The following is a 12,931-nucleotide window of genomic DNA, read 5'->3' on the forward strand; positions in this document are numbered from 1 at the left end:
TCCGGTCTTTTGCCGGTTTCAAGAAAGAAGGAGAAAGAATATGGCAAAAAAAGAAACCGTGTGGAGGGGCTTGATTGCGGCCTGCGGTTTGTTCCTGATTCTGCTGACCGTTTCCATCGGAGTCTTCCTGTGCTACAAAGGACTCGGAACCTTTACCCTTTACAAGCATTCGGTATGGGAGTTTTTGTTTTCCAGCAACTGGAACCCCGCGGATGACTTTCAGGGGGGGGGCAGGTCGGGGCGGCCATCTTTATCGTCGGCTCCGTCAGCATCTGCCTGCTCGCGCTGCTGATCGCGACGCCGTTCAGCCTCGCCGCCGCGATTTTCATGGCGGTCATTTCCCCGCGCGTCAGCAATCGGCTGCTCCAGCCCGCGGTTGAGATTTTTGTCGGGATTCCGTCCGTCGTGTACGGCTGGGTCGGACTGACGGTTCTGGTTCCGCTGATTCAGAAGATCTTCAACCTGCAGTACGGGTATTCCGTGCTGGCCGGCGGAATCGTGCTGGCGGTCATGATTTTTCCGACCATTACGAGCGTGTCCGCCGATTCCATCCGGAATATTCCGCTGCAGTACCAGGAGGCGGCCTACGGCCTTGGCTCCACCCGCTGGCAGGTGATCCGCCGCGTGCTGATCCCGGCGGCCCGGCCGGGAATTCTGACCGGCGTGATTCTGGGCCTTGCCCGGGCGTTTGGGGAAGCGCTCGCGGTAGCCATGGTAATCGGCAAGATGAAGGCGTTTCCCACCGGCATTCTGTCGCCCACCAACAACCTGACGGCGGCCATCGCGTCCGACATGGGAGGCGCGGCGGACGGCGGCGAGTATAACATTGCTCTGTGGACCATGGCGCTTCTGCTGCTGGTCATTTCCTTTGCCTTTATACTGATTGTCCGGAAAATATCCTCCAAGGGGGTACGCGAAAGATGAACCAGAGGCACCGCAACGCAATTCTGACGGACCGGGTGATGACGGTCGTCCTGTACGGGGTGGCGGGCTTTTTTCTGCTGCTGCTCGCGGCTTTTACCGTTTATATCCTGGGCAAGGGCGTCATGGAGTTCGACGGTTCGCTGCTTGCCTTTAACGCGGAGGGAATCGGGAACCAATTTTTCAACACCGTATATCTGGTCTTTCTCGCCCTGCTGATCAGCGTGCCGATTGGCGTCGCCGCGGGGATCTATATGGCGGAATACGCCAAAAACGGCAGGCTGACCGGTTTTATCCGCACCTGTATTGAAACCCTGTCCTCACTGCCGTCCATTGTGGTAGGCTTGTTCGGTTACCTTGTTTTCGTCGTGATGGTTCACGGCAAATGGAGCCTGATGGCGGGCGCGCTCTCGGTCTCGATTCTGAGCCTTCCGCTGATTACCACAACGACGGAGGACGCGCTGCGCGCGATTCCGAATTCCTGGAAAGAAGGCAGCTTCGGCCTGGGGGCGACGCACCGCCAGACGATTCTGCGCGTGATGCTTCCCGGCTGCGTGCCGCGCATCATCACCGGCGTGATTCTCGCGGCGGGGCGCGGATTCGGCGAGGCCGCCGCGCTGCTGTACACGGCGGGCATGAGTACGGATATCAACTGGTCCCGCTGGTGGAAGCTTTCTTCGCCCGTCTGCCCGTTTAACCCGTTCCGTCCGGGCGAGACGCTGGCGCTGCAAATCTGGGCGTCCCGCACGGAAGCGGTTGCCCCGAACGCGGCTCAGGTGGCGGACATGTCCGCGGCGGTGCTGATCATCATGGTCTTTGTTTTCAGCATCGGGGCGCGCGCGATCGGCAACCGCCTGGACCGCAAAATGACCGGCGGAAAAGACTGAATTTAAGGCTGAGCTTCGTTCAGACGTACCATATGGATATGATCCTCCCGGACGCCGTTGATTTTCAGGTAGCGCCTGGCAACTCCTTCTTCCCGGTAGCCCGCCTTTTCCAGAACCCGCAGCGAGGCTTTGTTGCGCGGCATCACATTTGCTTCGATCCGGTGCAGACCCAGTTCGCGGAACGCGTAGCCGGTCACGGCTTCAACCGCTTCCGTCATATAGCCGCGGCACTGGTTCTTTTCGTCCAGCCGGTAGCCGAGAAAGCACGACTGAAAACAGCCCCGAACAATACCGTTCAGCGCGGCGCTGCCGAGCACGGTCTCCGGCTGTTCGCGGGCAAACATGTTGTTTTTCTTCCCGGAGCCGGAGGGGTCTTTTGCGCCGTATTTTGAAAATAAAACGCTGTGAAAAAGGCGGACAGGCAGACGACGGCAGCGAGAACCGCGAAAACCGCGGAAAGAAAGCCGAGCTTTTGCCGGGCGGTGCAGCCGCGCCATCCCGTACGCAAAGAATCAAATATTCTTGTGTCCTCCTTATTTCTCAATTCTCAATTCATGATAGCATCCGCTTTTTAAAATGTCAAATCATAGAAAAAACAGCCGTCCGGAAAAACCGGACAACTGTTTATCAGGTGCGTTTATTTTTCCAGGCTTTCTCCCAGCGCATGGAACCCCAGCACCGTAAGGACCATCATCAGGCCGGCGGAAAGCGTTTCCCACGGTGCATGGAACAGATAGGTCTGCCCCTCGAACAGCATGCGGCCCCAGCTGGGGGTCGGCGGCTGAATGCCCAAACCGAGGTAGCTCATGCCGGATTCCGCCAGAATCGCGTTGGAAAGGCCGACGACCACCGCCGGGACCAGCGTCGGAAGCAGATTCGGCAGAAGGTGCCGGAACATGATCCTCGCGGTCGACGCGCCGGAAATATACGCCGCCTGAATGTAATCCAGATTTTTCAGCCGCATCGCGCCGCTGCGGGTCAGCCGGATAAAGCTGGGCAGGAACGCGATCGCCAGCGCGGGGATGATGGCGAATTTGCCGCCGCTGAATACGGTGACGGCCACCAGCGCCGTCAGTACGGCGGGAAAGGACGAGAGCGCGTCCGTCAGCCGCAGAATGATCTCATCCGCGATTCCGCCCGCAAAGCCGGAAAGCAGGCCGAGAACAACGCCGAAAAAGCAGCTGAGCGCCACCGTGACGGAGGCGACGAACAGGGAATACCGCGCGCCCGTCACGGCGCGTGAAAAATTGTCCCGGCCGAAATTGTCGGTCCCGAACCAGTGGTGGAGGGACGGCGGCAGAAAGCGCTGCGCCGCGTCGATGGCATAGGGATCGCAGGGCGTGTAAAAAAGGCTGATCAGGGCCGCGGAGCAGACAAGGAAGATCAGCACGGCCCCGACGCGGAGTGAAAACCGGCGATCGTTGTTCATGGCTTCACCCGGATGCGCGGGTCGGCGGCCTGCAGCAGAAGATCCGCCGCGAAATTCGCGAGGACGACCAGAAACGCAAGGTAGACGACGAGAGATTCCAGAAGCGGAAAATCGCGTGAAAGAATGGAGGAAATCAGCAGCCGCCCGACTCCCGGAATGCCGAAAACCTGCTCGATCAGGATGCTGCCGGAAAAGATTTCGGCGACCATCATTCCGGAAAGGGTCAGAAACGGGATCAGCGCGTTTTTCAGCATATGGCGGTACAGGACGATATGTTTGGAAAGGCCCTTGCTCACCGCCGTGCGGACGTAGTCGGCGCCGGATTCCTCCACAAGCGCGGAACGCAGGAATTTCGATGCGACCGCGATGTTCGGCAGCGCGACGGCAAGCGCCGGGAAGATCATGTAACGGAGAAAGCCGTCGGGGCTTTCCCGCCAGCCGACATAGCCTCCGGGCGAAAAAAAGTGCAGAACCAGGCCGAAAATCCAGATAAACAGAATCCCGAGGAAAAATCCCGGCATGGAGATGTTCAGCATGGTGACGGAATCCAGCAGCCGCCCGACCGGCGAGCCGCGCTTCTGCGCGGAAAAAACGCCGACGGGAACGGAGACCGTGAAAATCAGCAGAAGAGCCATCAGGGCAAGCGCAGCCGTAACCGGAAGCCGGCTGCCGATCAGCTCCGAAACCGGGCGGGAGTATTGAAGCGAAGTGCCCATGTCCCCGTGCAGCAGGCCCAAAAGCCACCCGGCGTAGCGCTCCGGCATGCTTTTGTCAAGCCCCAGCTTTTGGTGCAGCTCGGCAAGCGCCTCGGGCGTGGACTGCGTGCCAAGAATCAGCTGCGCCGGGTCGCCCGGGATCAGGTTGAAAGCCGCGAAAGCCATCACGGAGACCAGCAGCAGAGTCAAAAGCAGCGACAGCAGTTTTTTCAGGTAAAACTTCATAACCGTACCTGTCTTCCTGTGAAAAACATTGGAATCGTTTTACGCGTTTGTCCCGGGACGCATTCAGACGGACCCGCGGCGGACGCGCACGCAGGGCGGGGCCTGCTATTTGGCGCGATAGATGGTGGAAGCGTCGAAGACGTACAGCGGATAGGGCGTAAAACCGGAGAACTCGTCGCGGAGCACGTTCAGGTTGGCGATATCCTGAATATAGACGCTCGCGGCGTCTTTGGAGAGAATCTCCTGCGCCTGTTTGTAAAGCTCCACACGCTTGTCCTCATCCGGCTCGTTTTCCGCCTGCTTGTAGACGGAATCGAATTCCGGGCTCTTATAGTTCACAAAATTGTTCGATGCGTCCGACAGATAGCGGCCGAGGTAACTGCGGGGCGAAAGAGTGGTGCCGTCGACCGAAATGACGGTCGCTTCGTAATTGCGCTGAGTATAAACCCCGCTGAGCCATGTGGCAAAATCCACCTGCTTGATGGTTGCCGTGACGCCCGCCTTTTTCAGCTCGCTGACCATCACCTGCGCGGTGTCGACATGGACGGTGTAATTCGACGGAACCGTGATGGCCATGGAGAAGCCGTTCGGGTATCCGGCTTCGGAAAGAAGCTGTTTTGCCTTCTGCGTGTTCTGGTCGTAGGCGTGGGTCAGGCTGTCGTCAAAATACTTTTTCAGGCCGGGAATGACCGGAGTCCCCGCGCGGACCGCCTTGCCGAAATTGACCGTGCTGATGATCTCGTCGGGATTGAGGGCGCAGCTGACCGCCCGGCGGACTTTCACGTCGTCGAAGGGCTTCCGGCTGTTGTTGAGCCCGAGCATTTGGACCGAGTTGGAGTTTGCCTGAATCAGCTGGAACCCGCTGCCGATCTGCGAGGCGACGTTGTTCGCGATGCTGGCGCCGTCCACGCTGCCGCCCTGAAGATCCATTAAGAGGGCGTTGGAGTCGCTTTCCAGCTTGAACGTGACCTTGTCGAGCTTCGGCAGGTCTTTCTGCCAGTAATCCGGGTTCTTTTTCAGAACCAGCGACTGCTGGGGGGAGTAGGATTCGAATTCAAACGGGCCCGTGCCGATGGGGGTGCGTGTCCTGCTCCGTGTAGCCTTTCGGGACAATCGCGCTCGTAAGGTAGGGCAGAAACTCATAGTCCGCCTGTTTCAGATGCACGACGACGGTCGAGGCGTCCTTGATTTCCACCGATTTCATTTTGGCGAGGTCCGCGACCAGCACTTTGCCGCCGGAAAGGCCCGCGGCGGTGTCGAGCGAATATTTTACGTCGTCCGCGGTCACGGGGTTCCCGTTTTGGAACTGAATCCCCTTGCGGATGTGAAACGTGTAGCTGGTCGCGTCCTTGGACATTTCGTAGCTTTGGGCGACGGCGGGAATCAAATTGCCGTCTTTATCCGGCTTGACCAGACCCTCGAAAATATTGAACAGAATGCTGCGGGTATCCGCAGTAGCGGCAAGGAACGGGTCCAGGTGGTCGGGCTGGGTCTGCATGCCGAATACAAATTCTCCGCCGGAGGCCTGCGAGGACTGCGCCGAAGAAGAGGTCGGCGCGGCGGAAGAGGAGGACGAGGAAGCCTCGCCGCCCGGGCCGCAGGCCGCAAGCGGCAGCAGAACGGCCGCCGCGAGCACGGCGGATGCAATCTTCCGGATGAAATTCTTTTTCATATCTGTCTCCTTATAGAACGGAATTGGCCGTATTCAAATCTTGTACGAAAAACGGCGGAACATTCCTCCGCTTTGAAATTTGCGCGGACTTGCTTTTTCGTTCCGCAGTCTGCGGATTCCAAAACGCCGGACCCGGAACAGCCCCCGCCGCATAAAAAAAACCACACCCCGGGTGGCATATGCCCCGGCGAACACGGCGAAATCCGCTCGAAGCAACGCAAAAACCCGGACTGCGGTCATATTATGGCAAACTAAAAAAAGGATAGTAATCCTGAGGAGGGTCCCGGTGCCGTAACCATATCCGGAAGATCCCGCGGGACGGAGGAGCGCCATTTTGCACGCAATCCTGTTGCGTACCCTTTTTCTCCTTCTTCGATGCACCGCCGGATGGTTCCGTCATTTTGATACTATGATAAACGCCGGTTAAAACTTTGTCAATAAAAATCGGTCATTTTCTAAGAAAAATTAACGCAAAGAGCGGCTCTTTTCACTGCGCGGAATGAAACCGTTGCCCGAAAAGCGGACTGGGTGTATAATAAACCCAAACTGATTTTAATGGAGGCTTTTCGCTTTGAGCGAGCTATATTTCGACAATTCCTCCACGACCCGCGTGTGCCGCGAGGCCGCAGAAAAGGTCATGGAGACCATGACGGAAAACTACGGCAACCCGTCTTCCCTGCATTCGCTCGGCTTTCGGGCGGAGCGTGCGATGGACGAGGCGCGCGCTGCGGTGGCCGCGCGGCTCGGCGCGGAAAAAGAGGAAATCTATTTTACCTCCGGCGGGACGGAGAGCAACAACATCGCGCTGTTCGGCGCGGCGCATGCCCTTAAAAAACGCGGGAACCATATTGTAACGACGCAAATCGAACACCCCTCTGTTTTAAACGTGATGAAACGGCTGGAGCAGGAGGGCTTCCGGGTTACCTATTTAAAGCCCGATTCGTTCGGGCATATCACCGCCGAACAGATTACCGGCGCGGTGAACGGTGAGACGATTCTGGTCAGCCTGATGTGCGTGAACAACGAGGTGGGCAGCATCCTGCCCGTGGAGGCGGCCGCTCAGGCGGTGCGCGCGGCGGGGAGCCCCGCGCTTGTCCATGTGGACGCGGTGCAGGCGTTCGGCAAGCTGCCGCTTCGCCCCCGCCAGGCGGGAATTGACCTGATGAGCGTGAGCGCCCACAAGATCCACGGGCCGAAAGGGGTCGGCGCTTTGTATGTGCGCCGGGGCGTCCGCTTGGAGCCGCATGTTTTCGGCGGGGGTCAGGAAAAGAACCTCCGCCCCGGAACCGAGGGGATGCCGCTCATCGCCGGATTCGGCGCGGCGGTCGGCGCTTTGCCGGAGGCTCGCGCGGAGCTTCGCACGATGGAAGAGCTGAACGCGTACTGCCGGGGAAAGCTTGAAACGATTCCGGAAGTCACATTCAATTCCGCGCCGGACGCGCTGCCCTATATTTTGAATTTCTCCGCCGTGGGCGTGCGGGCGGAGACCATGCTCCATTTCCTTTCCGACCGGGGAATTTACCTTTCGTCGGGTTCCGCCTGTTCCCGCGGAAGGGAAAGCCATGTGCTTTCCGCCATGGGTCTTGCGAGGGAACGCATCGCTTCCGCTCTTCGGCTGAGCTTTTCGCGCTATAACACAAAGGAGGAAATCGACGTTTTTGCCGGCGCGCTCCGGGAGGGCCTTTCCGGCCTGACCCGCCGCCCGCTCTGACGCGAATCAACGTATGAAAGAAATTATTCTGCTCAAGCTCGGCGAGGTCGTGCTCAAGGGGCTGAACCGCCGCAGCTTTGAGGAAACGCTGCTGAAAAATATCCGGCGCAGGCTCGACGGACTCGGTTCCTTCGAGGTTCACGAGCGCCAGTCCACCATCTATGTGACGCCGAGGGACGAGGACGCGGATCTTTTCACCGCGCAGGAGCGGCTTTCCAAAGTGTTTGGAATCGCCTCGCTGACCCGCGCGTGCGAAGTCGGGAAAAAGATGGAAACGATTCTGGACGCCGCCGCGGAGTATCTGCGCGGGCCGCTTTCCGCGGTAAAAACCTTTAAGGTGGAAAGCAAACGCTCCGACAAGCAATTTCCGCTGAATTCGCCGCAGATCTGCAAGGAAGCCGGCGGATACCTTCTGTCGAAGTTCCCGAATCTGAGGGTGGACGTCAATCATCCGGACTACACCGTCCGGATTGAAGTGAGGGACGCCGCCGCGTATGTTCACGGCAACGCGGAGCGCGGCGCGGGGGGCATCCCGGTCGGCACGGGCGGAAAGGCCGCGATCCTGATCAGCGGAGGAATCGACAGCCCGGTCGCCGCGTGGATGATGGCGCGGCGCGGCGTCGAGCTGACCGCCGTCCACTTTGCCAGCCCGCCCTACACCAGCGAGCGCGCGGAGCAGAAGGTCCGCGATCTGCTCACGAAAGTCGGGGCCTACGCGGGCCGCATGACGATGTTTACCGTGCCGTTCGCGAAGGTGCAGGAGCAGATCATGGCGAACTGCCCGGAGGAGCTTTTCACTGTTATCATGCGCCGCCTGATGATGCGCTGCGCCGAGAAAATCGCCCGGAACGAGGGCTGCGGGGCGCTGATTACCGGCGAAAGCCTGGGGCAGGTCGCAAGCCAGACGCTGGAAGCGATCGTCTGCACCGACGCGGCGGCGAACATGCCGGTTTTTCGTCCTTTGATCGGGATGGACAAACGGGAAATCGTTGAAATCTCGTCCCGCATCGACACCTACGAGCTGTCCATTCAGCCTTATGAGGACTGCTGCACGGTGTTCACGCCGAAGCATCCCAGAACCAAGCCGGCGCTCAAATATGTGGAAAAGGCGGAGGAAGCGCTCGACTGCGCCGCGCTGGTTGACGAGTGCGTTGCGAACGTTAAAAAGACGCCGATTACGCCGCTGGGATAAAAGGAGAAGCAAAAGAATGAACGCTGAAATTATATCCGTCGGGACCGAGCTGCTGCTTGGTCATACCATTAACACGGACACGGCATTCGTCGCGCGGGAGCTGTCGGCGGCCGGCGTCAGCCTGCTGTATTCCTGCACGGTCGGCGATAACCCGGAGCGCCTGAAAGCCGCCGTCGAGCTTGCCCTTTCGCGCAGCGACGTCCTCATTACCACGGGAGGGCTCGGGCCGACGGGCGACGACCTGACCAAAGAGACGGTTGCGGCCGCCGCGCGCAAAAAGCTGGTCCTGCACGAAGAAAGCCTTCGCCGGATCGAGGAGTATTTCAAAGGCCGCGTTCTGGGGGAAACGCAGAAAAAGCAGGCGATGCTGCCCGAGGGCTGCACCGTTTTCCGGAACGACTGCGGAACCGCGCCGGGCTGCGGCTTTACGACGGATGCGGGGAAAAGGGTCGTCATGCTGCCCGGCCCGCCGTTCGAATTGATCCCGATGCTGAAAAACTACGCGATCCCCTACCTGACGCAGGCGGAGAATGCCGCGATCGTGTCGCGCATCGTCCGGGTATTCGGGCTGGGCGAGGGGTATGTGGCGGAGTTGATCGACGATCTGTGCGCCTGCCCGAACCCGACGGCGGCCACCTATGCCAAGGAAGGGGAAATGTTCGTGCGCGTGACCGCGCGCGCCGCGGATGAGGCGGCTGCCGAAGCGATGTGCGAACCGGTTGTCAGGGAGCTGCAAAAGCGCCTTGGCGGCTTTGTTTACGGCCTTGACGTCGAAAGCCTGGAGGAGACCGTCGTGAAAGAGCTTGCCGCGCGGGGAAAGACGGTCGCGACGGCAGAATCCTGCACGGGCGGGCTCCTCGCGAAACGGATTACGGATATTCCCGGCGCGTCCGACGTGTTTCACATGGGCTGCGTCACCTATGCGAATGAGATCAAGACCATGCTGCTGGGCGTGCCGGAAGAGACCCTGCGGCAATACGGCGCGGTCAGCCCGCAGACGGCGGAGGCGATGGCGCGCGGGATCAAAGAAAGGTCCGGCGCGGATTACGGAATCGGCATCACCGGCGTGGCCGGACCGGGCGGGGGGACGGAAGAAAAGCCGGTCGGGCTTGTCTATCTTGCCTTGTGTGACGGCGACGGCGTGAAGCTCCGCGAGATGCGCCCGGCGGGGCGTTACCGCGGGCGCGGGTACCTGCGCGGTCTGGCGGCTTCCAACGCGCTCGACATGATCCGCCGCAGCCTCCAGGGCCTGGGCGGCGTGGAGCAGGCCGCGTATTCTCAGATGAAAAAGGGCGGCTAGAAAACAGGCGGGAGGAATGGGAAATGGACGCGGGGCTTTTGTTTTACTGTTCCAGACGGACTTCCGTCTGTGAAAAGCTCATCCGGCGCTCGGCCGGATGGTTTCAGCTGCCGCTTGCTCAGGTGAGAGTCTGCACGCGGGAAGAACGGCTGAATCCGAATATGGCGGCGCTTTTGAAAGACGCGGCCGCGGTCTTTGTCGTCAGCGAGGCCGTCGCGGGCCGTCCGCTTTGTTCGGCAGCCCTGTTCCGCACGCTTCGCGTGCCGATCGGCGGGGACGGCGAGCCGGCCGGGGTGCTGAAACTGGCCGGAAGGGAAACAACCGGATATCTGGTGGAGAGCCAAGACCGCGCGATCCTGATTCTTCCGGACGACCCCAGCGAGATTTTGGAAATGCTGCCCGCGGCGTTTGAGCGGCTGAAAATGAAATTCGGGCTCAGCGGCGAAATTCCGAAACAAAAAGAAATACGCTTTGTGATTCCGACTGATGAAGAGGACGCTTCGCCAGAGCAGCCGGCAACGCTTCCGGAACCGGGATGACGGCGATGCGGACGCGGAAGGCGGCAAAGAAAGATGAAAATCTGCGAAAAAAACGGCTCAATACGAATTCTTGAGGAGGCGCTGCTCAATTCGATTCCGGCCCGCCAAACGATTCTGCTGGACGGGTGGGTTCTGCGGATGAACCGGGGCTACACCTACCGGGCCAACTGCGTCTGCCCGCTGGAAGGGGAAGGTTCCGCCGGGAAAATTGAAGCGTGCGAAAAGCTGTTTGAACGAAACAGGCTTCCCTCTGTCTTTAAAGTGACTCCGGTTTGTCAGCCGGAGCTGGCGGAACAGCTGGAACGGCGAGGCTACCGGAAAATCAAAACCGTAAACGTAATGTCTGCCGAGCTCGGGCAGTGTGCCGGGGAGTCCCGCGCGGAGATAAGGTGCGAGGCTGTGCCGGACCGAGAGTGGCTGGCCGCATCGGCGCGGCTGACCGGCGTCTCAAGTCCGGGTTTGGTGGAAACGCACTGCCGCGGGCTGGAAAATATCGCGGTTCCAGGCGTTTTCGTGAAAGCGGTGCGGCAGGGGAAAATCATCGGCTGCGGTTACGGCACGGCGGAGCGCGGATACGTCGGCATTTACGATCTGCATGTGGAACCGGAGTTCCGCCGCGGGGGAATCGGAACGGCGGTCTGCGGCGCGATTCTGCGGTTCGGGGCCGAAAACGGCGCGCGGGCCGCTTACCTGATTGTCCACAGCAGAAATCAAAACGCGATCCGTCTTTATTCAAGTATGGGCTTTCAGACGCAGTATGAATACGGATTTTATGAGAAAACCGGGAGCGCATACCAAGTTTTCGACGCTTGAAATGCGGGCCGACTCCTCAAAAACAGCTCTGAGCGAAATTTCGCTCAGAGCTGTTTTTGAGATTGGGCTAAATCGCGGACCTTAACGGCGCCTCTCGGTTTTGAAGATTTATTTACCGGTTGCCTGTAAAAGCTTGACGGTCGCCGTGAAGGTCTGGCCGGTCAAAGCGCGCTCAACGGTGAGCGTGACCGTTTCGCCTGGCTTTTTCTTAGCGATTTCCCCTGAAATTACGTTCAGGCTGGTGACGTCGGTTCCGTCGATCTTTGTGATGACGTCGCCTTTCTGGATGCCCGCGCTGGTGACCTCCGTACTGGTGACGGAAGAGACGTACATGCCGGACGGCAGGCCGTAGAGACGGGCAGTCATGCTGTCGATATATTGGCCGGAAATACCGAGCACCGCGCGGTCTTTCACATAGCCGTACTGCTTCAGGTCGCTGATAATCGGCTGAGCCTCGTTGATCGGGATGGAAAAGCCGAGTCCCTCATAGCCGGTGGCAACAATCTTGGAGGAGTTGATTCCAACGACCTGCCCCTTCATGTTGACCAGCGCGCCGCCGGAGTTGCCGGGGTTGATGGCAGCGTCGGTCTGGATGCACTTCATGGTGTAGCCGGTTTCGGAGTTCGTGATTTCACGGTTCAGAGCGGAAACATAACCGACGGTGACGGTAGAGTTGAATTCCAGGCCGCCCGGATTGCCGATTGCCATGACCTGATCCGCCACCTGCAGGTCGCTGCTGGAACCGAATTCCGCGGCCGTCAGGCCGGTTGCGTCTATTTTAATGACAGCGAGGTCCGTGACGCTGTCGCTGCCGATCAGCTTCGCCTGATAGGTCTTGCCGGTGGAAAGAATTACTTTCAGGGAAGACGCGCTGTCCACTACGTGGGCGTTTGTGATAATGTAGCCGTCGCTGGTTGCGATGATTCCGCTGCCTTCGCTCGTCGGCGAAACTTCGTTGTTATTATCGCTTGATCCAAAACCGCCGACGGTAAGGCTGTTTTTTTGGTTGACCTGATAATTCTGAATGCACACGACCGACGGAACCACTTTACTCGCGACCTGTTCCAAAGTCATGCTGCCGGAGGTTCCCGTATTCGTTGTGCTGACATTGCCGGAGGAGCTTCCGTCTTTCATGATGGTAAACGCCGGAGTCGTGCTGCCGGAATTCAGCTTGACCGTGCCGTTTTTAATCAGATAGGCAAACCCGGCGACGGAGCTTGCGGAAACGACAAGGCATGCCGTCAGTCCGGCAACAATATTCCGAACCGTATGCTTTTTCCGTTGATTCGGAACTGCCTCCGAGGGGTAAACCACGGGGGAGGACGGCTCGGCGTAATGATCCTGCGGGGTCGGTGTGCCTGGGGAACGATAGGAGTGATAGCAGTCGCCCTGCCATACGGTCTGATTAGGCTGTTCGGAAGAATCCCTCCAGTCACTGCGATAATCTGCGCCATAATTCTTGACAGAAATACCGGATTTGTCTTCGCGGTCCTTTCTGAATGGATTCCTCATGACGATCATCCTTT

Annotated in this window: 14 protein-coding genes; 8 read left to right on the top strand and 6 right to left on the bottom strand. The window is 59.2% G+C overall.

Features of this window, described 5'->3' with window-relative positions; genetic code table 11:
* The first annotated feature begins 40 nt into the window (after positions 1 to 40).
* Genes HCR03_RS20330 through pstA form a run of 3 tightly spaced genes read left to right on the top strand, consistent with a single transcriptional unit; the run spans position 41 to position 1,808 of the window.
* Complete coding sequence (locus HCR03_RS20330; RefSeq protein ID WP_330601004.1) at positions 41 to 292, top strand: hypothetical protein; 252 nt, start codon at positions 41 to 43, stop codon at positions 290 to 292.
* Positions 289 to 924 carry a phosphate ABC transporter permease subunit PstC gene (pstC, locus tag HCR03_RS12800; RefSeq protein ID WP_330601186.1) on the top strand — a complete coding sequence of 212 codons (636 nt, stop codon included), beginning with the start codon at positions 289 to 291 and terminating at the stop codon, positions 922 to 924. The genes HCR03_RS20330 and pstC overlap by 4 nt, the downstream gene beginning before the upstream one ends.
* Positions 921 to 1,808 carry a phosphate ABC transporter permease PstA gene (gene pstA / locus HCR03_RS12805; RefSeq protein ID WP_187034538.1) on the top strand — a complete coding sequence of 296 codons (888 nt, stop codon included), beginning with the start codon at positions 921 to 923 and terminating at the stop codon, positions 1,806 to 1,808. Before pstC ends, pstA begins: the two co-directional genes overlap by 4 nt.
* Before the next feature lie 2 nt (positions 1,809 to 1,810).
* Here pstA and HCR03_RS12810 read toward each other — a convergent pair whose 3' ends face one another.
* The 5 genes from HCR03_RS12810 to HCR03_RS20165 form a co-directional block, all read right to left on the bottom strand.
* The gene (locus HCR03_RS12810) at positions 1,811 to 2,152 is read right to left on the bottom strand and encodes a GNAT family N-acetyltransferase (protein ID WP_233452829.1); all 342 of its coding nucleotides are present in this window, start codon (positions 2,150 to 2,152) and stop codon (positions 1,811 to 1,813) included.
* A 293-nt stretch (positions 2,153 to 2,445) separates the two neighbouring features.
* Positions 2,446 to 3,237, bottom strand: coding sequence for an ABC transporter permease (locus HCR03_RS12815; protein ID WP_066646827.1), 792 nt, complete (start codon positions 3,235 to 3,237; stop codon positions 2,446 to 2,448).
* Positions 3,234 to 4,178: an ABC transporter permease gene (locus tag HCR03_RS12820; RefSeq protein WP_066646824.1), complete on the bottom strand. Its 945-nt coding sequence runs from the start codon at positions 4,176 to 4,178 to the stop codon at positions 3,234 to 3,236. Before HCR03_RS12820 ends, HCR03_RS12815 begins: the two co-directional genes overlap by 4 nt.
* Before the next feature lie 105 nt (positions 4,179 to 4,283).
* Positions 4,284 to 5,291 carry an ABC transporter substrate-binding protein gene (locus HCR03_RS12825; RefSeq protein WP_267459181.1) on the bottom strand — a complete coding sequence of 336 codons (1,008 nt, stop codon included), beginning with the start codon at positions 5,289 to 5,291 and terminating at the stop codon, positions 4,284 to 4,286.
* Positions 5,233 to 5,850, bottom strand: a complete 618-nt coding sequence (locus tag HCR03_RS20165; protein ID WP_267459182.1) for an ABC transporter substrate-binding protein — start codon at positions 5,848 to 5,850, stop codon at positions 5,233 to 5,235. The genes HCR03_RS12825 and HCR03_RS20165 overlap by 59 nt, the downstream gene beginning before the upstream one ends.
* 571 nt (positions 5,851 to 6,421) lie before the next feature.
* Here HCR03_RS20165 and HCR03_RS12830 point away from each other — a divergent pair.
* Genes HCR03_RS12830 through HCR03_RS12850 form a run of 5 tightly spaced genes read left to right on the top strand, consistent with a single transcriptional unit; the run spans position 6,422 to position 11,405 of the window.
* Positions 6,422 to 7,561 carry a cysteine desulfurase family protein gene (locus HCR03_RS12830; protein WP_187034540.1) on the top strand — a complete coding sequence of 380 codons (1,140 nt, stop codon included), beginning with the start codon at positions 6,422 to 6,424 and terminating at the stop codon, positions 7,559 to 7,561.
* Between the two features lie 13 nt (positions 7,562 to 7,574).
* Positions 7,575 to 8,753 (top strand): tRNA uracil 4-sulfurtransferase ThiI, encoded by a 1,179-nt coding sequence (gene thiI / locus HCR03_RS12835; RefSeq protein ID WP_066646816.1) that lies wholly within the window; start codon positions 7,575 to 7,577, stop codon positions 8,751 to 8,753.
* A gap of 16 nt (positions 8,754 to 8,769) precedes the next feature.
* Positions 8,770 to 10,053, top strand: a complete 1,284-nt coding sequence (locus HCR03_RS12840; RefSeq protein ID WP_066646814.1) for a competence/damage-inducible protein A — start codon at positions 8,770 to 8,772, stop codon at positions 10,051 to 10,053.
* Positions 10,054 to 10,076: 23 nt separating this feature from the next.
* The gene (locus HCR03_RS12845) at positions 10,077 to 10,592 is read left to right on the top strand and encodes a hypothetical protein (RefSeq protein WP_187034542.1); all 516 of its coding nucleotides are present in this window, start codon (positions 10,077 to 10,079) and stop codon (positions 10,590 to 10,592) included.
* Positions 10,593 to 10,625: 33 nt separating this feature from the next.
* Positions 10,626 to 11,405, top strand: coding sequence for a GNAT family N-acetyltransferase (locus HCR03_RS12850; protein WP_187034545.1), 780 nt, complete (start codon positions 10,626 to 10,628; stop codon positions 11,403 to 11,405).
* A 108-nt stretch (positions 11,406 to 11,513) separates the two neighbouring features.
* Here the strand turns inward: HCR03_RS12850 and HCR03_RS12855 are convergent, their stop codons facing one another.
* The gene (locus HCR03_RS12855) at positions 11,514 to 12,917 is read right to left on the bottom strand and encodes a S1C family serine protease (protein WP_156991046.1); all 1,404 of its coding nucleotides are present in this window, start codon (positions 12,915 to 12,917) and stop codon (positions 11,514 to 11,516) included.
* Between the last annotated feature and the right edge of the window lie 14 nt (positions 12,918 to 12,931).

Source organism: Caproicibacter fermentans, from assembly GCF_014303955.1.
Taxonomy (GTDB): Bacteria; Bacillota; Clostridia; order Oscillospirales; family Acutalibacteraceae; genus Caproicibacter; species Caproicibacter fermentans.